Consider the following 21,439-nt stretch of genomic DNA (forward strand, 5'->3'; position numbering starts at 1 on the left):
GTAAAATATTATAATTTTAACATTTTAATACAAAAAAAGACTCTCATCCCTGAAGATGGAGTCTACTTTTCTAGTATGTTTAAACTGAGCTGACCTAATCGATCAGTTGCACACGTTGACGAGTTCGAGCCGATTCCAGGCACGCATCAATAACGCGCATGTTTTGAATGGTATTTTCCGGACTGAAAGGCAAGGCTTCTCCTTCAAGCACAGCCGTTGCAAACGTCTCTACCTGAAGCACATAGGAATTCGACACGGATACACGCTCCTCACGGCTGACCGAATCGGTGTGCACAATAATCTGAGGTGGAATATCACTATTCTCCCAGCCAAATACTTTTGGCAGTTCAATCCGCCCTTCCGTCCCGAGAATCTCCATTTCCGCCCGTCCTGAAGCCCACATGCCGCAGTCAAAAGTTAAAGCGACCGAATTCGGAAATTCTACCAGTCCCGACGCCATCATATCCACGCCATCATGCTTGTCCGAGAATAGAGCGTGTACGGTCACCGCTTCCGGTTCCTGTCCCAGATACATTCGGGCTGCCGAGATCGGATACACGCCAAGATCAAATAATGATCCGCCGCCCATTTCTCTTTTGAACCTTACATTTTCCTTGTCATCAGCGGTATTACAGGTAAAGTTACCATGGATGGCTCTAACGATGCCAATCTCTCCACTAGCTATAATCTCTTGCACACGTCTGTGCTTGGGATGATATCGATACATAATCGCCTCTGCAAAAAGAACACCATGCTGCTCACACACCTCGATCATTTCTGCTGATTCATCTGCATTCAGGGCAGCTGGTTTCTCACACAACACATGTTTGCCAGCCTGTGCCGCTTTGATGGTCCATTCTTTGTGCATATGGTTAGGCAAAGGAATATAGACGGCTTCAATGTCCGGATCAGCGATGAGCTCTTCATAACTGCCATATGATCTGGCAATGTCGAGTTCTTCGGCAAGGGTTTCCGCTTTTTCCTTGCTACGGCTGGCAATCGCCAACACCTCACCACGTTCAGACTGCTGGATCGCCGGAATGACTGCATTTTTGGCAATGGTTGACGTACCGAGTACTCCCCACTGTAAGTGTCTGTTCATGCTCATCTTCCTTTCGTACCGTAATTGTCCTCTTCTGCCTTGTGTAACATGCCGAGACAACGATCCAGATCCGTTTTGACCTGTTTCTTATATAACTCAGCTTTTTCCGCACCATCATCTGTGAAATGATATAGAACGATTTCCTGGAAATCGACCTTTGGATCATTGCCCTTCAGCTTCTTCGTGCGATAAAAAACACCTTGCTGTACCAATTCATGCAGTGCCCGATATACTTCGCTCTGGGGTGGTACATAACCGTAGTCTTTGAATTCCTGCTTCATCGCCTCCAGCATCTCGTAACCATACCCCCTGTGCTGTTCAACCATCGTAATCAGATACAGCTTGATAAATGCCCGCTGTGCAATCATAAAAGCCACGTTCATTCCCCTCCTGTCAGAACCTATATATCTAGTATTATAAAACTTATGTTCGGGTTCTGCCATCTTTCTCCGCTTGGTCTGCCTTTTATCCATCTTCAAAGAAGGTAGAAAGAAATCGTGTGAATACGCGTTAAGCTGGGGGAAGCACGGAAAAAGGTTTTCTGTTGTGAATTTTTCATATGTTGATATATTCATTTATTGCGGGCAGGCTTGGGCACAGTCCCCACAATCCATTTGCCCCAGCTTACACGCGAGATAAGCCATGTCAGTACACAGGATAATGTAAGAGCGAGCAACCAGGTGATGATCATTCGAACGACAGGGTTCCAGCCTATAGCAACGTAAAATAACTCATCCGGAATGTAGCTATACCGCAGCATCAACATATGCATCAGATAACCGCCATACGATACACCACCAATCCATCCCAGCAATCGTGTAGCCCTGAGGTTATGCAGTTTCCCGGCCAGCTGGTACATGACCATAATGGAAGCGATCAGAAAGAGTGCCATATCAGGGCGGATCAAGCTGACCGTGTAGAATGTAATTTTGATTCCCTCAGGCTTCTGAAACTCCAGCATTAATAAATAAGTAAACCGCAGACCCAGAACAATAAACACTGTCCAGTATATCCAGCGCAATCGATGAATCCAGTCATTCCAGTGCTGGACGGATAACCCCGCTGCTGCACCAAGTACAAAATAAATAAAGAAATAGAGGAAATTGCGGTCTGCATACGTTGTAAAAGCATCTGTCAGCACCGGGATATTCACCCGTTCCATGAACTTGGCGATGTTTCTTAATTGATCCGCAAGTACAAGATACACCACACCAGAAATCAATAATGCGATCAAGCGCCCCTTGGCCTCATATCGGTTATATACATAACGAATGGCTCGCAAAAAGAGCGGAAATAACAGATAAAACTGAATCAACATAATGATGTACCAAAAGTGTGAAGTCGTTTTGCCCGTAAGCAACTTCAGGCCTAGGTCTGGGATGTCATTCCATCCGAATCCGGTCCAACCACGCGGTGCAAGTGTAAAATAAAGGAGTGACCAGATCAGATAAGGCACGATCACGTCGTTTACTCTTTTTCTCATAAACTTGTCGTAATGCAGCTTGTCTCCCGTGTTATAAAAAAGCACCATCCCTGTTATGAATATGAATAAAGGAACGGCAAATTTGGAGAGCATCAGCAGTATGGCCAGTAACACCCCATCCTCCAGTCTCGTTTCCGGGACCAGAGAGTAATGTGCGATGGAATGCTGGAGAACCACTGCGGCAAAGGCGATTCCCCTTAAGCTCTCTATTTCTGTAATTCGTTCTTTGTGAGGCATGCATTCAGCCATCCTTTCTTGGTTTTGCGATAAAAACAAAGTACAATGAATCCGTATATTTAATGAACGGAGTTGATTCACATTTCTTTAACAGACAAAGACGTAACCACTACCGAATCCAAGTATGTCCAACAACATCTGGCTAACGAGCGAACTTTTCTGGCCTGGGTACGCACTGGTATTGCCATGGCGGGCATCGGCTTTCTTGCTGCCGGATTTGGCTTCAATTCGTCGGCGTATGATCGGCTTGCACATATTGCGGCGATTATAACTGGTATCACTTCTCTGATTGGCGGCATATCCATCATTGTGTATTCGGCAACAGCCTATCATCGGAAGCGTACACAAATCAATGAACAGACGTTTCAGGCATCGACCGGTTTAATTCGGTTTCTCACATGGATGCTACTGGTGATTGGACTCGCTTTAGCTGTACTGTTATATGTATTGTTATTCCCTGCTTGACTGGGTAAAAACACCATCCGGCATTACTGACACCCACCCATATGCAACACAGGGACAAAAGCCGGCTTCCCTTAAGGAAACCGGCTAATGACCATCTGGTGGATCATATATGTCATTCCATTTTACAGATATTAAGTCATTGGGTTTTATTTCATATCGATTATATTTGCGGCAAGATTACAGGAATGTATTGTTACCGAATCGCGCTGCCTTGTTTTGGGCTTCCAATCTGCGTTCTTCCATATCCAGATCCGGCCGTTCGGCTGGCACATCTCCGCGATGAGCTGCTTCGGCTCTGTCCCGGTTAAGCTGGCTGTTGCCACTGAATACATCGTACACATCGGAGTCCCGATCCGTAGAATCTACGAGTAGCAGGATCTTACCATTCTGTACATACTCCTCATACTGTTTAGCGTCCTCTTCCGGAATACCAAGACCCACAAGTCCACCCACCAGTCCACCAGCTCCTGCACCCACAGCTGCACCGGTAAATGCTGCTGCGATAGGGCCTGCGGCCAGAATGGGTCCTATGCCGGGTATGGCCAGTGCACCGATACCTGCGAGCAGACCGGCTACGCCACCAAGTACACCACCTGTTGCTGCACCTGCAGCCACGCCTTCAGGGGCTTTGGTACCTGTCTCTTCCCGAATTGCCTTCAGTTCATCCCGATCTTGTGTAACAACGGAGATTTCGTCTGAAGTGAATCCTTGTGCCTTCAGACCCTCGATAGCTTGCGATGCTTCACGTTCTGTATTAAACACACCTACGATTTTCTTTTGCATAATGAATCCCTCCTCATCTGATTGAGTGGTTCGTTATGTTATTACCCGCCTTCGTTTCTTTCAAACGCTTGCAAGTCAATATCGTATGTGTTAATAGCAATGAATTGCTGAGGTTCATTCCTTTTTATTCCTCATCAGGGTATGCGTTCAAACTCAGGCATGTGATACGTTGTCAGGCAAGCTCTACGTTGAAGGACGTCGGCGTCCAAAACATCTTGAAGTCCATACTCGCTGATCCTGGCGGATTGTCCCAGACGATTTTCTAAGGAAGCGAGGACGTCTTATTTAGCCCTTCGGGTCCTCATTTTATTTTTTAAGGAACATGAGACACGTTATTTACCAAAATCACCTGACAAACCCGTTGTAAACGGCTGGTTATTCGAATATAACGTGTTTCAGATTCCTTAGATTGCTGCGGGCGCTTTTAAGTCGCTGAAAAAGACGACACAAGTTCGTTAGCGCTCCGCTCCATGTTCAGTTCCAGGCACGTTCAGTTACGCTTCGACTTCGGCAGGTATGAAGATACGCTCTGGGTGTGCCTTCAACCTCTAAACAAGCAGATTTTGCTGAATTCTCGTTCCATGCCGTAAGTTTTCGGTAGGCGTGCAAGGGCACGTCAATGGAAAGTAACGCAGCATGGAGCGAAAAGGCAAAGTGACGTAACATGGGTCGAAAAGGCCGTAAAATCTGCATGTTAGCGAGTTTTGAGACATGTCCTGGTTAGAGGATGATGCTTTAAGGTAGAGAATGATTCGATCAGTTACAAAACTGAGAATTGTTCAGCAGATTCTAACCCTGATGAAGAGCGCGCCCTTTGGGAACCACATCGTTGATATCTGAAAAAACGGAATAATTCATCTATTTCCCCCTTGGTTTGGCCCGATTTGTGGCGACCGCTTCAAGTGGATTATCCGGCCAGTAGTGCTTCGGATACCGACCTTTCAGATCTTTTTTGACGTCAAAGTACGTCTCTCGCCAAAAATTGGCCAAGTCTCGTGTAACCTGTACAGGTCGCTGAGCCGGCGATAACAAATGGATCGTCAACGGGACTCGCCCACCCGCTATACGCGGTGTCTCCTGTTGTCCAAACATCTCCTGTAATCTTACCGCCAGCGCAGGGTCCTCTGGACGACTGTAGTCCACAGGAATACGCGATCCACTGGGCACCTGTATATGCGTCGGCGCTTCATCGTCCAGTTGTTGTCGTTGCGCCCAGCTCAATCCACCCAGTAATACATCCTGCATCGACAATCTCTTGAGGTCGGCTGCCGAACGCATGCCTGTCAGATAAGGGGTAAGATGTTCTGCCAACTCTTCGGTCAGATCATCTTCGATCAGGTCGGGCCACTCAGGTAGATGGAGATGCAGGAACCGCAGCCTGTCCGCAAGTTGTCTGGATGTTTTTGTCCAGGGCAGACAATCCAGCCCTTCCATTCGAATTCCGGTTAATAGTGCTTCCAGCACCTGATCTTCAGGTGGCTGTGCAATACTGCTCTCTTTCATCACAAGGGCTCCAATACGAAGTCTCTTATGTGCTCGCACGCTGCGGGTATTAGAATCCCAGGCCACTTGCACTTCATCTTGCAGCAGGTGCTGAGCTGCCTGCACCAATGTCTGCTCCTGCAACGGCGCAGCCAGCAGGATGCGCGCATCTGCGCCCTGGTCGTCTGCCTCGGCTGCGACCAGATACGCTGAACGGCTCAGCGATTCTGTCGCTGCGAGCCGTACGCCGCGGCCGCTACTCAGCAGATAGCGACCGTCCTCCCGGCGTTGCCCGATCCGGTCCGGATAGGCGAAGGCCAGCAGCAATCCGCAGCTGTCCTCATCCGGCCGCACCGGATCGGCCGCCGGGCCGAGCGCCGAGCGCAGCTGGCGGCTCTCCTGGAGCATGCGCCGCACGGCCGCGCCGTCTAGGGCAGCCGCTGCCGCTTGCGGCATGCCGCTGCTGTCCGCGGTCAGCAGCGCCTCTACGCGCGGGCGAAGGTCCGTGCCCGCGCCTGCACTGCCATTGCTGCGGAGGCCGGCAGGCTCCTGCAGCAGTGCCGCCAGCATGCTGGCGTAGCTGGCCAGCCCAAGCTCCGCCGCGCGGAGCAGCATGCTGGCCAGTCGCGGATGCACGCCCAGCGTGTTCATCCGCCGCCCGAAGGGCGTGATGCGGCCTGCGTCGTCCAGGCCGCCCAGCTGGCGCAGCAGCGCCTGTGCCTGGCCGTAGGCGGCGTCAGGCGGGGTGTCCAGCCATTGCAGCTCTGCTGGGGACTGGACACCCCAGACGGCAAGCTCCAGCGCCAGCGGCGCAAGATCCGCGGAAGTGATCTCCGGGCGAGAGGCCTCAGGCAGTCCCCCATGAACCTCTTCGCTCCATAGCCGGTAACACACCCCCGGGGCAATTCGCCCTGCACGTCCCCGCCGTTGGTCGGCTGACGCCTTGGACACCGGCAGGGTGACAAGCCGGCTCATGCCCGTCCGCGGCGAGAATGCCGATGCACGACTCAGCCCTGCGTCTACCACAATCTTGACTCCAGCGAGTGTGAGGCTGGATTCCGCAATGGAAGTGGACAGCACAACTTTGCGCGACCCCTCAGGGGCCGGCCGTATGGCTTCATCCTGTTGTTCCACCGGCATACTGCCATACAGGGAATGAACTTTCACATGCGCAGGAAGAGAACCGTTTAATAACTCTCGCTCTGTACGGTGTATCTCTCTTGCGCCAGGAAGGAAAACAAGCACGTCTCCCTCCTGTTCAGCTAATGCCCTGGTCACCGTCTGAGCCGTGAATTGTTCCAACTGCATAGCTGCCGGTCTTGGCACATATCGTGTTTCCACCGGAAAAGTGCGCCCGGGACAGTGAATTGATTTTGTACCTTCGCCAAGCAACCCACAGACGGGAACAGGATCAAGGGTCGCCGACATCACCAGCAATTTCAGATCTGGACGTAACATCGCTCGGGATTCCAATGCCAGGGCCAAGCCCAAATCCCCGTGTAAATGCCGCTCATGGAATTCATCAAATATAATCATCGCCGTATCCTCAAGACCCTGGTCCTGCTGCAACATCCGGGTCAATACCCCTTCCGTCACAACTTCAATGCGTGTCCCCTGACTCACCCGGGTATCCATGCGTACACGATATCCTACGGTCTGACCCGCTTTTTCCCCTAGCGTAGCCGCCATTCTCGATGCAGCCGAACGCGCAGCCAGCCTTCGGGGTTCCAGCATAATGATTTTCCGTCCCGCAACCCACGGCTCCTCCATCAAAGCCAGCGGTACAACAGTTGTTTTTCCCGCCCCCGGCTCTGCAATTAACACCCCTGTATCTTGATCCCGAAATAATTGTCTTAACTCCGGAATAACTTCTTGTATCGGTAACTCTATATGCATATAATCGCTCCTAATGAATGTACCCTACTGCTCTTCAGTATCTCTATTCGAATGTTAGCATTATAACAAAAAAAGCCGTTCCAGAGGAACGACTATCGCAGACACACTCTAAGACACGCCTTAGTAAAATGAAAATTATCCAGAATGCTCACTTAGCTGAGCAATGACTCGGCACCATCAATGACGATCTCTGCTCCGGTAATATGTCTGGATTCGGACGATGCAAGGAAACTTACCAGATCGGCAACATGTTCCGGCTGACCCGGCCCGTCCGCAAGTGGTTGCTGTCCTTCCGGGAACTCCATCGGAATAATGATCTGCTGCAGATCATCCGTTTTGACCGTACTTTGATCGATATTTGTCGCAATCGCTCCTGGGCAGATTACGTTCACACGTATCTTGAACTTCGCCAGTTCAAGCGCAGCCATCTTGGCAAAAGCAACCTGTCCTGCCTTGGACGTGCTGTACGCCGACATGCCAAAGCTTGAGAAGCGTTGATTGCCGTTGATCGAACTCGTGATGATGATACTGCCGCCACCCCGTTTTTTCACGTGAGGCAATGCATATTTAATGGTGAAAAATGTACCATTCAGGTTGGTTGTAATAATCTGCTGCCAATCTTCAACCTGAATTTCCTCAATGGGTGCCGAGACACCGTTAATGCCCGCATTGGCAAAAACAATATCTAGACCGCCGAATAACTCAACGGTTTCAAGTACGGCCTTTTCCACACGGGCCGGGTCGGAAATGTCTACATCAAACGCTCTTGCCGTACCCGGGTGCTGCGCATTAATCTCTGTTTCCGTTTCCGAGATCCGATCATTCACCAGATCAAACAATGCAACATGTGCACCCTCTTTAGCCAGCTTGACTGCAGCAGCCTTCCCAATACCGGAACCTGCTCCGGTAATAATCGCAACCTTGCCTTGAAACCGTGACTTGCCGTTATGTTGTGTCATTATCCATTCCACTCCTTCATTTTAGCAATTATGTAAGAATGTACGTTCAAGCTTTCATTAGCCAATTCTTCACAAGATTACCCAAAAAGAGTGTCTTTTAAATCAACACCAGCAAGTTTTTTCACGTTTGGACTTCAACAAAGTTACAGCATCATTCGGATCGGATCCACAACTTGCTATCCGGCGCTCACCATTCCAGCTCAATGAAAGCGGCATCATCTTCAAGTCCACCGGTATGTGTAGCATCCAGCAATACCTGAATGTGTTCATCCGGGACATAAGCTTGAATGGCATCCAGGTCGTTCAGTCCATCCGTATATAACTGAAGACGCAGTGAATCCCCTGCCGACCCTTTCATCTCGCAGATGTGCGGCTTACCACCAACAGGTCCTTCAAGTGTAGACCAACGCTCATTTGTCTTGCAGTGAGTCTGAAATAATTCAGACTGTTCCTGGCCATTACGCCACAGACGAATACGGGAATCTCCTTGCCACGCTAACCATACACGGCTTTTGCGGCCGCCTCCCGTGAGCTCGATCCGCCCACACACATACATGGCCTGACTGCCCCGACTTCGCTTTTCCATCAACACTTCACGCAGCAACAAAGGGGAACTTTCCAGTGGCTGTAATTTCTCCAATTGCTCAGATGCGGGAAGGGTAAGATCATGGAGAAGACGCTCAACACCCTCTACCGTTGTGTGTTGCGTCGTTTCCAACCAATCCAGCAAAGCATTCCCCAGAAAACGCGCTGCAAAATCGCCCAGGTAACTCATGCCTACGCCATCACACAAAACAAAATTGCAAATATTCCCTTTCATACGTACCGCAGCAAAGTCCTGTCCGGTATCTCCCTGATGTACCGTCTCAGCCGCTCTACCATAACCATATCTGCACTTAAATGTGCCCTGATAGCGAGTTAGCGGCTGTTCCCCGGTCTGTACACTCACATAGCGAAAGTTGCCATGCCGTTGCTCGGCATGGCCCCCCTTATCTCCAGCAGACAATGTTGCCAAACGCATCGCTCTCATGATTCCCCTCCTATCTCACAGGCGTAGCAGCGGACATCTGGAATCCGATTGATACTAATTCTGCACATGTACCTGGCAGCATCATGAGTGCACCGGGTGCAAGCAAATAATCAGCTTCAACAAGCATTTCCCGATAACTTTCGGGCAGGACGGATGACATATTCCGCAGCTTCTCTCCATGCTCATCCTGTAGATTCGTTTCCGAAGAGATTCCCTTCCATCTTCTAGGTTCAGCAATTGGCCCATCCAGCAGATGATCCGATATAAAAATGTTCTCCACCAGTACATTGCCGTCAGGTACACTCATCCCCATGATTCTTTTTGCAATAGGTTCGGGATCTTCACCTGTGGCTACCCCATCGGTCATGTGGCATACAAGTGGCGCAGGACAGTCCTGCATATTCGGAATTTCGGCCTGTAGAATCTTTTCCGCCTGTAGGAAAGCCTTCGCAGAATCTGAAAACCGTCTCGGAGTCAGGTCAGGCAAAGAACCAACGGCAGCGATCTCGTCAATCCCTTTGATTCCGTTCAACAAGTCATATACATCATCGCTGTAAGCCAATATGGCTATACGATAGCGAGGTGTCAGACGATTTCCCTTAGTAGAGCGAAATACCATTTGGCGGATCGCGAGAGATAGGGCATCATAGACGACGTCAATCCGTCGACGATTTTCCAGAACCATGTTCATGGAGGCGCTAATATCAATTAAATATATAATAAGTGCAGGTGTACGCTGTGATGCTTGAATCGTGTAGTTCATCTAGGGTGAGTCACCTCCATCGTTCACGTGTTATTTTATAAGTTGGGCAACGTGTAGCTGTTGTTGCTCAGGAATTTGTTAATGGCACTCATTCGAGCCGCCACTTTGCCGACACCTTTGAAATAGGAAGCATCGGTATTGTAAAGATTTTTGAAATCACGGGCATATGCTTCCGCATTTTCAATTTTTCTGCCTTTTTGCGCGTTATACGTCTTATTGTAATGAGCAATCAGCGTGACCACATTCTGGGCACGTTTTTTCTTCAGAGCTGCTTTCTGAGCAATCTCCTGTTGACGTTTAACTTCAGCTGCCGCTTTACGCTCCGCTTCCTGTTTTGCAAGCTTGGCATCATTCTCTTTTTTCCAGACCAGATAAGCTTCATATTTTGCCTGTTTATCGTACTTCTCCTGCTGCGCTCTCTTGGCGGCTTCTTTCTTCTGCTGCTCCTGCTTCACCAGATAGGCCTCATATTTCGCCTGTTTGTCGTACTTGGCCTGTAACGCCTTGCGTTCATCTTCTTTTTTCTTTGCTTCAGCTTCCTTCTGCTTGGCTTCAGCGAGCTTTTTCTTTTCCTCTGCGTCCAGTTTTGCAGCATCTGCGGCCTTTTGCTTCTCTTTTTCTTCCTGCTGTTTGAGTGCAGCTGCCTTTGCTGCTTCAGCCTCTTCCGCAGCTTTGAACTCTGCCAGTCGTGTGGCTTCCTGCTGTTCTTTCTGTTTCACCTCTGCCTGATCGGCGAGTATTTTGACCGTTGGCACGCCACCTGCCAGCAATACAATAAGCACAGCGGAGGATATCATGAACTTTTTGGATCTGTAGAATGGCACAGGTACAGGTTTGTCTGTGTCTTCTTTTGGATTAAGCTTGGCATCCAGTTCCTTGATTGCAGCCTCCACTTCCATCTGCATCGCGCTGTTATGAGGAATAAAATGATAAAGCGAGCGGTACACTTCCAGTGCTGCAGCCGGTTTATCTTCATCCTCCAGGGCTCTTGCTTGCAGGAACAGACGGTTCACAACCGCTTCCTGATCGGGAGAGTGCGGCGTTTGGGGACGGTTCCCGTCTTGCTTATTCACCGGTTCACTTACTGGTTCTGAGCTCTTTTTCAGATTCACATCAGCTTCCGACGGATTGGCAGCTTCTTCTTCCGATGTCGCAGCAGCCGCCGCATTGGCCTGATCCACGTCTACCGCAGCCAATGCAACATACCACTCACCAAACGTCGGACAGCTGCTCAGATCGTGACTTTCCCAAGCTCGAATGAACAGATCGGACAGTTTGGAACCCCAACGCTTCTCAAGGGACTCCCGCATCGCATAATACCGTTCACTCACCGTTTGCATTTCATGCTGGTCAAAATAACTTTCGCCCCACGCTTTCTCTACAATCACAGGGTCCGACCAACTTAACATTTCAGCAATGATAACAGCTCCGGCAAATCGGTCAGCATATGAACTCCACAAACCGCTGTGCACTGTTCGATGGGCTGCATAACCGGGTGACCCGGCAAGCAAGGCATCCGGACGATCCATCTTGGAACCGTACATCTGCTCGACATCCACAAGTTCTACCGCAGACGTCTTCCCCAGGTTCTCCACTTCGGAAAAAAACGGAATCATTACATTGGGAGCGGACATATCACAGTGAGCCAGTCCACGTTGTTCCATAGCCGAACCCGTTCCTGCAAGCGCTCTAGCCAGCTTCAGGCTCTCCTCAGCCGTCAACTGTCTCTGATCACTGATCACATCGAACCAGGTCTGACCTTGCACCCATGGCATCAACACCGCATATAACAGATCGGGATGTTTTCCAATGAGCGCTCCGTTTCTTTCCGGAGTGAGCACATCACGCTTGCATACCTGCAAACCTGGCAGTTCACTATAAGACTCCATATGCTCAGACTGATATACCATAGCCGGAATACGGAATTTAGGAAAAAATACTTTTAGTGCTTTAGCCCCATGAATGGAACCATTACGGGGTATCAACTGATAAACAATCCCCTGCCTTCCGGCTTGGGCATAAGCCAGACCCGGCGCAGCCGGATGTTGCCCAATCGTATAGGCAATGTCGTTAATCACCACTTCATCCCCGGGATTTGGTTGAAAAGACATGCTTATCCCTCTCTCTGTCCTAGTGTCATAGTTGCAGCAAAAACCGGGTGTTGTGACAACGCCCGGTTTTTGCTGTAGTTGTACATCTTCAGCTTGCTATCCACCTATAACTCAGGACGAATTCAGACTTCACATCGGCCTGATCTATGTAAAGCAGATTAACGAGCTTGGTCAGCTGTACGGAATTTGTTAGCAATAGCTGTAAGTTCAGCGCTGATGCTGTTCAGCGTTTGAACAAATGATTGCATTTGTTTGCTAGCTTCTTGGAACTCCTGGAAGAAGCGTTGCTTTGTCATACCTTCCCATTGTCCTTCCATACTTGTGATGGATTGAGTCAATGTAGATACGATTTGCTGACTTTGCTCACCGCTTTGTTTAAATTGGTTGGAAACCTGATCAAGCTGCTCTGGGGTAACTAAAATACGTCCTGCCATTTGTAAATTCCTCCTTGGTTTGTGCAATTAAATTTTTACTTGTTCAAATTGTACTATACCAGGATCAATCGGACAAAAGCCGAAGGACCTAATCCTATTTACCCCATTTTCAGCACTTGAAACTTCTCCTAACAGCCTATTTACAAAAAAAGATTCACTTTCTGCTGTTACTTTTATTCATGCTGTTCAGGAAACCACAGGCTCGGTCCCTCTTCTTCCCCGAAAGGAAGGATCTGTGAATCTCCATGCTACAGGCTCAGGCTGCATAGCCTGCACCAGTGTAGCCGGGGAGCCATCAGGCGGAGCGGCATCCTGAACACGATATACGGCCGCCATTGCGGAAAGGGGATCGGATACTACAGCTACAGTTGCAGAATGTGCAGGCATGATTTCTCCTGTACGATTGTTCTGAAGAACATTCAGCATATTGACCGCATTACCATAGGCTGTGTTCACATGACTCAGCACGGAACGATACTCCATGTCTGCCTGCTGGAATAACAACGCTTTGCGTCCCAGCTGTACGCTTAAGTCCATTAATCGACGCAGCGCATCCTCGCCCAGTCGTTTACTGTGATTCCATTCATTCATCACCGCTGCGCGGGATTCAACCTCCCACTCCAGCGAATGAATCGCCTGATCCAACACTGTCATCTTTTGCTGTATTTGCTCCGCTGCATACTGAATCTGCTTGCTCAGTGCCCGAAGCACATCCGGTTCCACACGAATGCGCATTTACCATCACCTTTCCTCTTCCCCTGCAGGCTGTTTAAGCCAGTCCAGCAGCATCTCGTGAAACTGTTCTCTAGTCGTCAGTGCTGCAACAAGCCAATCATCTGAAGCCGCAGTGCTCATTCGGAACAACCAGTTGGATACCGAACTAGCAGCAAATGCTGCCGACTGCGACTTCCACCCGTCTTCATTCCATACAAGCAACCTAAGCTCCCCGTCTGACTCCTTACCCACCAAACAGCGTGCCAGTGCTAGTGAGCCCTCAGGATCACTTGTCTCCTGTTCGAGTTCCGCTGCTACGGTCTGTACTCCGCTGTTTTCGAGCTCATTCATGACATCATAAAATTTTTTCTTGGAGCACATTAGGGCCGGTTTCTCCGCAGGAGAATGGCCGCTCCATTTCATCCGCTCTATCAGAACATCAATGGCTTCACGAACACTTCCCAGATCGCTGAGCCGGAACGAGTCCGGTACGTCGTCAACACGGGAAACTTCAACGACCCGCTCATCCGTGCAATGTATATAACTCTCATACGACTTGCCGTTGATCGTGTAGCGAATCCAACAAGCTCTGTCGGACAATCCGGCAATGGCTACCCTGGAGAAAACGGTCGGTGTCATGATCAGCTCATCGGTATCCTGATCCCGAATCAGATATCCTTTGTCAAGCAGGGAGGTTTTGACACGCTCCCACTCCATCGCGATATCCTCCGCCATATAGCCGCGAAACGGATCTTCCACACCAAGCAGTCGGTCTGAACCGAGAATACCAGCCAGGAAAAAAAGTTCCTTTGTTTGCAACGTGACTACCTTTTGCTTAGAATCATGAACCGTCAACATTATGAGCCACCTCCCCTCAAACTACAACATGCCATCGGTCACGAATTTCAGAAATCCAATCGGTCATTTTCCAGCTGTCATCACATGGAACTGCACCTTTAACCCTGGAATATTTACGTTTTACATAATAACCTTGACCCGGAGGCAGTACCTTCAGCCCACCTGAACTACCTCCAGATTCGGAATAAGGTATACGGAAGAACGAGAGATCGTTAGGGTCTAAAGTCCCGAACAGCATTCCGCTCTGGGAAGCCTTCACATCCGTTACCCAGTCAGAACCAAAGGTTGGGAAGTCTGCTGGAACCCCGGATAGAATCACGTGTACACCGCGATCCCTTCCTTGACGAACAATCGCTCCCAATTGATCTTTTACATTAAAATCGTTTAGCTGCTTGGACAAGGTGTCCGCATCGTCGATGACGAGCACAAGTTCCGGTCCACCGGAAATCTCGCCTCTTTTCAGAACTTCATCGTACAACTGTTGAATGACAGGTGCAAGCTGTTCTTCTCGCGATACATGTCCACGGACATGGGGCAAACTGCTGATTTCCCCCAGCCCACCTGAGCCATAACGCATATCTACTGTGTATATTTGCACATCTTCCGGAGAAGCATGATAAGCCAGTGATAACATCCATGTTAATAAAAATGTCGTTTTGCCGCCTTCCATCGGACTCGTTACCATGAAATGCGGACCTTCACGCAGATTAAGCTCGAATGGTTCCAGATCATCCGTAAGCAATCCCACAGGGACAGTTACAGACGATGTATCCCAAGCTTGACCATATGATCCTGTCCGAATGAGCAGATCTTTCAGTTTGATCTCTTCCGGAAGTGGAGCAATCTGCGGTGCTTCTTCCCCTGTCCAGCCTTGGCGAATCTCAGCAATCGTACGGCGCAGTGCCGATGAACGCTTGCCCTCATCTGCCCCTGAAGAAGGTAATGCCGCCTGGAACATTAATGGGGGCACTTGCCCTTTGACCAGACCTCTTCCTGGCGGAAGTTGGCTTGGTGCCTTGGAAGGTCTCCCCACGGCATAATAATAATCGCTTGGATCGGATAACTCAAATGAAACCGCATTGGGAATATTACTTCTGAATTTTTCAAATACATCTGTTACCCGATTCGCAGTAAGCACAAAGGTGATACCCAGACTTCCGCCTTCACGCAGGATCGTCTCCAGAAGTTCATTTTCTTCCGGATAGGCATTGCGGAATGAAAGATAACCATCAATAACGACCACAACCTGCGGGACTGCCGCGTGAGCTGAACGGCGGTACGCCGAAATCGTTTTAACACCCGCCTCCGAGATGATATCTTTGCGTTGTGCTGACAGCTTGAGAATATAGCGGAATAACCGCTTGATCCGGTCTTCCTCTTCAGCCATCATCACGCCACCGATCTGAGGTAGTGCTGCAAAGTCCTTCATCATGCGACCCATGTCGATAATGTAACCATGCCAAGGCTCAGTTCTGTGGGAACGGGCCAGAGACATAAGCAAGGTCTGAACAAATGTTGTTTTGCCCAGTCCTGGCATGCCGTACACGACCAAATGGCCTTGATCCACAGGCAATGCGAGCGGCTGTTGGCGCTGATTAGGGAGATCATCCAGCAAACCAACCAGTGGTTTCAGACCACTCGCCCCGCCATCAAGCAGCAGATCCCGTTTCTCTTCTTCCTGCCATTCCTGAAGACCTTCCCATTCCAGTGTCTCTGGTAGAGGTGGCAACCATGGGCCTGGCAAACGACGGATACCCGCATCCGCTGCAGACTGCGCAACATAATCAATAAATACCTGAAGCTGTTTCGGAACATCTTCACCTTTGAGAACGGCTCTGCGCTCTCCAGTTAACAGAGGCTCCCGCTTACCGTTCAGGCGCACTTCCATAACAGGCAATACCGTTGTTGAATCCTCTTGCTGGTTATAAGGTGCACCACTCCAGGCAAATTGCATTTCTTCAAACACTTCATCACTACCAACCTGGAAATATCCACGACCAGGCTTTGTAATCCAGGCAGCATTTGGAATCTTGATCATATCCCTGCTATCTCCCTCACTCTGTACGCGAAGGCAGATCCGGAAGCGCGAATTACTCCATATTTTATCATCCACAACACCAGCCGGCTTTTGGGTTGCCAGAATTAGATGAACCCCAAGTGTCCGGCCAATCGCCGCTATACTGATCAATTCATCCATGAACTCCGGCTGATCCCGCTTCAATTGAGCAAACTCGTCAATGATAATAACCAGATGTGGAAGTGGCTGTTCATGTCTGGAACGCAAAATCTTGTAATATTCATCAATATGCTGGAGGTTTCCCGCATCATTTAATATTTTTTGCCTTCTGACCAGTTCGGCACGAAGTGAGATATTCGCCCGCTCGATCAGATTCCCATCCAGATTGGTGATCGTCCCTACCACATGAGGCAGATCAACAAATGTATTGGACATTCCGCCACCTTTATAGTCAATCAACATGAAGGCCAGATCATGTGGATGGAATTCAGCAGCGAGTGAAGCAACGATGGACTGGATGACCTCACTTTTACCTGAACCGGTTGTACCTGCAATCAGACCATGTGGACCATGACCCTGACGTTCGATTTTGTCATGCAGATTTATCGCTATTTTTTTGCCGCCAGCTCGTACACCCATGGGTACGGGCAGCGTGTCAGGATATCTCGTCTGTCCCCACCTGGACACCACATCCAGATCTTCCACGCGTGATGTACTCAGCATATCGAATAACGGAAGCACTTGCGGGATATCTGAAGCAGATGACCGCTTTAACCGGATCGGTGACATATAACGGGAAAGCGCCTCTGCCATCTCCTTCGAGATCACATCAGGCTTGTACGTTTGTTGAATAACATCCGCATCTTCTGTTTTTTTGATATACACCCCTTTGCCTTTGGAGGCATCCATAATCAACTGACAATGCATCGGTAGAGACTCCTTGCGATTAGCCAGTATGATGGTGCATACATCAATGTCCTGAGCCGACTCCAACAGCAGCGGAAGTAACGGTTCTTCTTCAATCAATTGCGTATCGGAGAGAATCACAACGTAACATGGCGTTTGTACGCTTTTCTTATAACGGTCTTCCTTATTGTTACGGCGCCGGTTCAACACGGAAAACAAGCTGTCCGCCAATTGATGCGCACCGCTGTGCCTGTCGGCCATATAGCGTTGTCCCTGGTCTTCATCCCAGATATGGGGCATCCAGCGAAGCCAGTCCCATTCCTTACTGTCCTTTTCTTCATAGAAAGCAGCAAGCTTCAGTTCATCCGGGGAATGGCGTACCGTCAGTTGTGAGATGATGACTCGCAGGGAAGCAAGCACTTCCTCCCGATCACCGACCAGTCCCATAACCTTCGATTGGAACAAAGGCAATGTAATGGAAGCATCCGGTACCGTCTGGAATTCAGCCGCAAGTTCATGGGCCGCTTCAATCAGCTCATCCTTCTCGTAACCATCAATCCGCGGAACCTGAAGTTTGATGCGGAATGGAATCTCCCCTGTACCAATGCGCACCTGAAGGAAATCATCATCCTCTGGTGAACGCTCCCACAAGGAACTGTTCCGGTTCTTCACCACTTGAAGACACACACCCGGATCACCATGAATCTCGTACAGGCTCTTCACTTGCTCCGCCTGAGCTTCTTTCAGTTCTTCCCGGTGTTTGTCCAGTTGGGCAAGATACATTGTTTTTCGTTCTTCCAATTTTTTGCGATATGATTTCTTGTTGCTCAGATACACGAAGAATGGAATGGTGTAAGAAGTAAGCATCATCATGACCGTCATCATCTGAAACATCATATAATTGCTGTTATTCATTTTGCCGGTCATATTGATATATACGTAGAAACCAATGCTAACCATGGTCATCATGATCGGCACAATAATGGATATCATGGAAAACGTGGGTTTACTCGGTTCTGTTGGAGGCCTGAGTATTTCGAGTCTCTCTTCCTTGAGAACCGGTGTCATTCTTGGAGAACGCTGATATAACACATTCACGAAGAGAAGACCTCCTTTAGTTCGTTCAATAATGAATGTATACGTTCAAAAGCCCTATTCGTTGCTGTCCTGTTGAAACAATGAACGTCTTCCATATACAGGCGCTTCTTCCGAAGTCGTTGAAAAAGCCCGCTGGACACGTACGCAACTGCCTTGTCGCAGCCCTGTTTCCATTAACTGCTGTGCGTTCTGCGGAGAGAACCACAGACCTTCCGGAAACTTGGCTTCAAGGATGTACTGAATGCCGTCTCCCGGTGCCTGTCCAAAAATGCGAACGCCGAGTAATGTCTTCAAATGTTCAATGGTACATTCGTCCGGAACATCGATGTCGAACCATTCTCCTTCCTCGCGGCCGGAATACACGGTTAGAATCATCCGAATCCCTCCCATGGTCTCATATGTAAATTGTCCTAATGTCAGATTAAATCAAAAAAAAGAGAATGAATCGTTATATCATCCCTATTTTCTTACATAAACACCCTGTTTGCAATGTACCACCTGTAATTTTGTTACATATGACCCACGTATATATTAAAATATCGTACATTCGACTCAGAACTTTCGTGGCAGGTATGCAATTAAATATTGCGAGGATACGAAAATTATCGTTTTTTGTTCCATTTAAATGGTAATTAAGTTACGTTTTTCAGGACTTTTATTCCTTCGCCCACAATTGAATTGTGAACACTTTTCAAACATTACCCACCTTTATGTTTTCATAAGCTGATTTTAAGGTAATTTTAAGCATTGGAATTTAATATTAGCTGTATGAAATAACAACCGTGAGGTGATTTCAAGTGAGAACCCTAATAACCTTTCAAAACAAATCAATCCCTGTATATTTTAATCAAGAAAACAAACAACCTATGCAGAAGACATTAAGATTGCTTAGCAGTGCTCTTGAGCATAAAATTAGCAACGGTAAACGCGCCATTCAAAAATGTCTGCATTCTTTAATTAGTATTGAGATTATTAATGGAGAAGCCATTCTCCATAGTCGAAGTGAAAACGACTCCCTTGCTTTATCCTTATATTAAAAGGAGTCAACCCAGACACATTTATTACAAGACATGAAAAAGGAAGCTGTCGTTATAGACAAGCTTCCTTTTTTGAGTTGTATACACGTTAACAGCGGCTCACAATCATTATCGGCCATCACTCAGTGCAGTTTGCTCAGGACATAGGCGGCATCATGTTCTTCCGCAATCTCGGCTTTACGAATACGAATGACAAACAGCCGAACCAAATTGGCACGTGTATGTTCTTCCTGACAGGTATTCAGTTTCCTCAGAATAAAGCGGTCAATGGACATGAAATTAAAGCCCCTTTGCCATTGGATTTACGGATCGATTCTTCCGTGTATCCATAAATAACCAGATAGCGTCAGCCCCAAACAGCTTTTCCGTTCTTATATTAAGCCGTATTTTGCTGAGGTGTAAAATTGTGCAAAAAGCCCGTCCACCAAGCTGGAGACGGACTTTCGCATGATTTGTCGATCTTTTTGTTACCCATTCTATTCATTCATAAATGCACCTGTTAGTTCACTCTTTTTCGACTTATTTCACTCCCGGATATTCCCGATATTGGTGCTGAATGCTGATCCAACGAGTACGTGTAAACTTCTCAATGGCCCAATCACCACCGAAACGTCCAATCCCTGAAGCTTTTTCACCGCCAAACATCACATGCGCTTCATCGTTCACAGACTGATCATTTACATGCACCATACCCGATTCAATGCGCTGGGCAACCTGATATCCCCGATTCAGATCTTTAGTGAATACGGAACCACTAAGTCCATAAGGAGTATCATTCGCCAAACGTACAGCTTCCTGCTCATCATGAGCCTTCATGATCACTGCTACTGGGCCAAACAATTCCTGCTGCACGATATCCTGTTCAGGTTTAACATCGGCAAGTACAGTAGGAGACAGCACGCTGCCTTTACTGTTCCCCCCGAGCATTACCCGTGCGCCTTCGGCCTTGGTTTTGTTCACAAGCTCCAGCAATCGTTCTACCTCTTTTTCCCGAATGAGAGGACCCACGAGTGTTTTAGCATCCGCTGGATCACCTGCCTGGACATTCTTCGTTTTGGCAACAAATGAATCTACGAATTGGTCGTAAATATCGGCATGCACGATGATACGATTCAGAGCCATGCAGATCTGTCCCTGATGCAGAAACTTGCCAAAGACTGCCGCTTCGGCAGCACGTTCAATGTCCGCATCTTCCAGCACAACCATGGCGTTGTTGCCGCCAAGTTCCAGTGCCGTTTCTTTTAAATGTTCACCCGCCAGTTTACCGATCCCTTGTCCAACTTCGGTGGAACCCGTAAATGAAATTACTTTGGGAACCGGATGAGCGACAAAGTAATCCCCGATCTCGCTGCCACTTCCCGCAACGACATTCAGCACGCCCTCAGGCAGACCGGCCTGTTCAAACAAATCGGCAATGAGCCAACCTGCCGTAATTGGAGTGTCTGATGCTGGTTTAATCACTACACCATTACCAAGAGCAATCGCTGGAGCTACAGATCGCAGGCATAGATGCAAAGGGAAGTTCCATGGCCCGATAACACCAATCACTCCCTTCGGCTCTCGAACCACACGGTTCTCTTTGCCAGGAGTATTTGACGGAATAATCTCACCTTTCATGCGATAAGGAAAAGATGCTGCTTCATCCACAATCCGTTTAGCCGCTGCAAACTCCGCCTCCGATTTGATTCGGGTACTCCCGGATTCCGTGATCAACAGTTGAATGATCTCATCTTTCCGCTCTGCCATCAGGGATGAAACTTTACGCAATACCTCTTCTTTCGCAGCAGGTAATGACTTCGCCCATTCAATCGAATTTTTCTGAGCTGACTCATAAGCCTTATCTATGTCTTTTTTATTGGAAGAGCGCCATGTGGCAATAACTTCTCCCGTATAAGGATTGATATTCTCCATTGTTTTCTCACCGGAGCCATCTACCCATTGGCCATTAATATATTGTTTCGTCCATGTTGTATGTTCAGTGTTCATTAAAGTCATGTGAATACGCCTCCTGATCAAAATTAAATGTCACATTTGCACAACGGTGTAATACATCATTAACCTTGT

General features: G+C 48.5%; 18 protein-coding genes. 2 read left to right on the forward strand and 16 right to left on the reverse strand.

What is annotated here, in order from left to right:
- Positions 1-94: 94 nt before the first annotated feature.
- From FE296_RS31870 to FE296_RS31880, 3 genes are all read right to left on the reverse strand, one after another.
- Positions 95-1,102 (reverse strand): Gfo/Idh/MocA family protein, encoded by a 1,008-nt coding sequence (locus FE296_RS31870; RefSeq protein WP_150367637.1) that lies wholly within the window; start codon positions 1,100-1,102, stop codon positions 95-97.
- A 2-nt stretch (positions 1,103-1,104) separates the two neighbouring features.
- Positions 1,105-1,479, reverse strand: coding sequence for a replication termination protein (locus FE296_RS31875; protein ID WP_036609188.1), 375 nt, complete (start codon positions 1,477-1,479; stop codon positions 1,105-1,107).
- Positions 1,480-1,673: 194 nt separating this feature from the next.
- Positions 1,674-2,822 carry an acyltransferase gene (locus FE296_RS31880; protein WP_190945695.1) on the reverse strand — a complete coding sequence of 383 codons (1,149 nt, stop codon included), beginning with the start codon at positions 2,820-2,822 and terminating at the stop codon, positions 1,674-1,676.
- A 72-nt stretch (positions 2,823-2,894) separates the two neighbouring features.
- Here FE296_RS31880 and FE296_RS31885 point away from each other — a divergent pair, with 72 nt between their 5' ends.
- Complete coding sequence (locus tag FE296_RS31885; RefSeq protein ID WP_223869120.1) at positions 2,895-3,287, forward strand: YidH family protein; 393 nt, start codon at positions 2,895-2,897, stop codon at positions 3,285-3,287.
- A gap of 177 nt (positions 3,288-3,464) precedes the next feature.
- Here FE296_RS31885 and FE296_RS31890 read toward each other — a convergent pair whose 3' ends face one another.
- From FE296_RS31890 to FE296_RS31940, 11 genes are all read right to left on the reverse strand, one after another.
- A complete protein-coding gene (locus FE296_RS31890; protein WP_017689064.1) occupies positions 3,465-4,070 on the reverse strand; it encodes a general stress protein in 606 nt (201 codons plus the stop codon).
- Positions 4,071-4,928: 858 nt separating this feature from the next.
- Positions 4,929-7,448 (reverse strand): ATP-dependent helicase HrpB, encoded by a 2,520-nt coding sequence (gene hrpB / locus FE296_RS31895; RefSeq protein ID WP_150367639.1) that lies wholly within the window; start codon positions 7,446-7,448, stop codon positions 4,929-4,931.
- 152 nt (positions 7,449-7,600) lie between these two features.
- Complete coding sequence (locus FE296_RS31900; protein ID WP_124114122.1) at positions 7,601-8,407, reverse strand: SDR family oxidoreductase; 807 nt, start codon at positions 8,405-8,407, stop codon at positions 7,601-7,603.
- A gap of 187 nt (positions 8,408-8,594) precedes the next feature.
- Entirely contained in the window at positions 8,595-9,437 is an 843-nt protein-coding gene (locus FE296_RS31905; protein ID WP_036609194.1) for a protein phosphatase 2C domain-containing protein, read from the reverse strand.
- A gap of 10 nt (positions 9,438-9,447) precedes the next feature.
- A complete protein-coding gene (locus FE296_RS31910; protein WP_124114120.1) occupies positions 9,448-10,200 on the reverse strand; it encodes a vWA domain-containing protein in 753 nt (250 codons plus the stop codon).
- Between the two features lie 35 nt (positions 10,201-10,235).
- Positions 10,236-12,311 (reverse strand): protein kinase family protein, encoded by a 2,076-nt coding sequence (locus tag FE296_RS31915; protein ID WP_150367640.1) that lies wholly within the window; start codon positions 12,309-12,311, stop codon positions 10,236-10,238.
- Between the two features lie 158 nt (positions 12,312-12,469).
- Entirely contained in the window at positions 12,470-12,745 is a 276-nt protein-coding gene (locus FE296_RS31920) for a WXG100 family type VII secretion target (RefSeq protein ID WP_017689071.1), read from the reverse strand.
- A gap of 186 nt (positions 12,746-12,931) precedes the next feature.
- Positions 12,932-13,480, reverse strand: a complete 549-nt coding sequence (locus tag FE296_RS31925; protein WP_017689072.1) for a WXG100 family type VII secretion target — start codon at positions 13,478-13,480, stop codon at positions 12,932-12,934.
- Positions 13,481-13,486: 6 nt separating this feature from the next.
- On the reverse strand, positions 13,487-14,317 hold the full coding sequence (locus FE296_RS31930; protein ID WP_124114118.1) for a hypothetical protein: 831 nt from the start codon (positions 14,315-14,317) through the stop codon (positions 13,487-13,489).
- Positions 14,318-14,333: 16 nt separating this feature from the next.
- A complete protein-coding gene (essC, locus tag FE296_RS31935; RefSeq protein ID WP_150367641.1) occupies positions 14,334-18,338 on the reverse strand; it encodes a type VII secretion protein EssC in 4,005 nt (1,334 codons plus the stop codon).
- Positions 18,339-18,392: 54 nt separating this feature from the next.
- The gene (locus FE296_RS31940) at positions 18,393-18,713 is read right to left on the reverse strand and encodes a hypothetical protein (protein WP_074094613.1); all 321 of its coding nucleotides are present in this window, start codon (positions 18,711-18,713) and stop codon (positions 18,393-18,395) included.
- A gap of 422 nt (positions 18,714-19,135) precedes the next feature.
- On the opposite strand from FE296_RS31940, the gene FE296_RS33690 reads away from it, so the two are divergent.
- The gene (locus FE296_RS33690; RefSeq protein WP_150367642.1) at positions 19,136-19,375 is read left to right on the forward strand and encodes a hypothetical protein; all 240 of its coding nucleotides are present in this window, start codon (positions 19,136-19,138) and stop codon (positions 19,373-19,375) included.
- Positions 19,376-19,497: 122 nt separating this feature from the next.
- Here the strand turns inward: FE296_RS33690 and FE296_RS33115 are convergent, their stop codons facing one another.
- Together FE296_RS33115 and FE296_RS31950 are read right to left on the reverse strand one after the other, a co-directional pair.
- Positions 19,498-19,650 carry a hypothetical protein gene (locus FE296_RS33115; protein WP_164783094.1) on the reverse strand — a complete coding sequence of 51 codons (153 nt, stop codon included), beginning with the start codon at positions 19,648-19,650 and terminating at the stop codon, positions 19,498-19,500.
- Positions 19,651-19,894: 244 nt separating this feature from the next.
- A complete protein-coding gene (locus FE296_RS31950) occupies positions 19,895-21,370 on the reverse strand; it encodes an aldehyde dehydrogenase family protein (RefSeq protein ID WP_150367643.1) in 1,476 nt (491 codons plus the stop codon).
- Between the last annotated feature and the right edge of the window lie 69 nt (positions 21,371-21,439).

The organism is Paenibacillus sp. UASWS1643, assembly GCF_008693195.1.
GTDB lineage: Bacteria > Bacillota > Bacilli > Paenibacillales > Paenibacillaceae > Paenibacillus > Paenibacillus amylolyticus_B.

Coding starts and splice junctions, on each gene's coding strand:
- FE296_RS31940 (WP_074094613.1), bottom strand. CDS start 18,713: ATGATTCTAACCGTGTATTCCGGCCGCGAGGAAGGAGAATGGTTCGAC.
- FE296_RS33115 (WP_164783094.1), bottom strand. CDS start 19,650: ATGTCCATTGACCGCTTTATTCTGAGGAAACTGAATACCTGTCAGGAA.
- hrpB (WP_150367639.1), bottom strand. CDS start 7,448: ATGCATATAGAGTTACCGATACAAGAAGTTATTCCGGAGTTAAGACAA.
- FE296_RS31870 (WP_150367637.1), bottom strand. CDS start 1,102: ATGAACAGACACTTACAGTGGGGAGTACTCGGTACGTCAACCATTGCC.
- FE296_RS31900 (WP_124114122.1), bottom strand. CDS start 8,407: ATGACACAACATAACGGCAAGTCACGGTTTCAAGGCAAGGTTGCGATT.
- FE296_RS31925 (WP_017689072.1), bottom strand. CDS start 13,480: ATGCGCATTCGTGTGGAACCGGATGTGCTTCGGGCACTGAGCAAGCAG.
- FE296_RS31930 (WP_124114118.1), bottom strand. CDS start 14,317: ATGTTGACGGTTCATGATTCTAAGCAAAAGGTAGTCACGTTGCAAACA.
- FE296_RS31915 (WP_150367640.1), bottom strand. CDS start 12,311: ATGTCTTTTCAACCAAATCCCGGGGATGAAGTGGTGATTAACGACATT.
- FE296_RS31905 (WP_036609194.1), bottom strand. CDS start 9,437: ATGAGAGCGATGCGTTTGGCAACATTGTCTGCTGGAGATAAGGGGGGC.
- FE296_RS31920 (WP_017689071.1), bottom strand. CDS start 12,745: ATGGCAGGACGTATTTTAGTTACCCCAGAGCAGCTTGATCAGGTTTCC.
- FE296_RS31880 (WP_190945695.1), bottom strand. CDS start 2,822: ATGCCTCACAAAGAACGAATTACAGAAATAGAGAGCTTAAGGGGAATC.
- FE296_RS31950 (WP_150367643.1), bottom strand. CDS start 21,370: ATGACTTTAATGAACACTGAACATACAACATGGACGAAACAATATATT.
- FE296_RS31910 (WP_124114120.1), bottom strand. CDS start 10,200: ATGAACTACACGATTCAAGCATCACAGCGTACACCTGCACTTATTATA.
- FE296_RS31890 (WP_017689064.1), bottom strand. CDS start 4,070: ATGCAAAAGAAAATCGTAGGTGTGTTTAATACAGAACGTGAAGCATCG.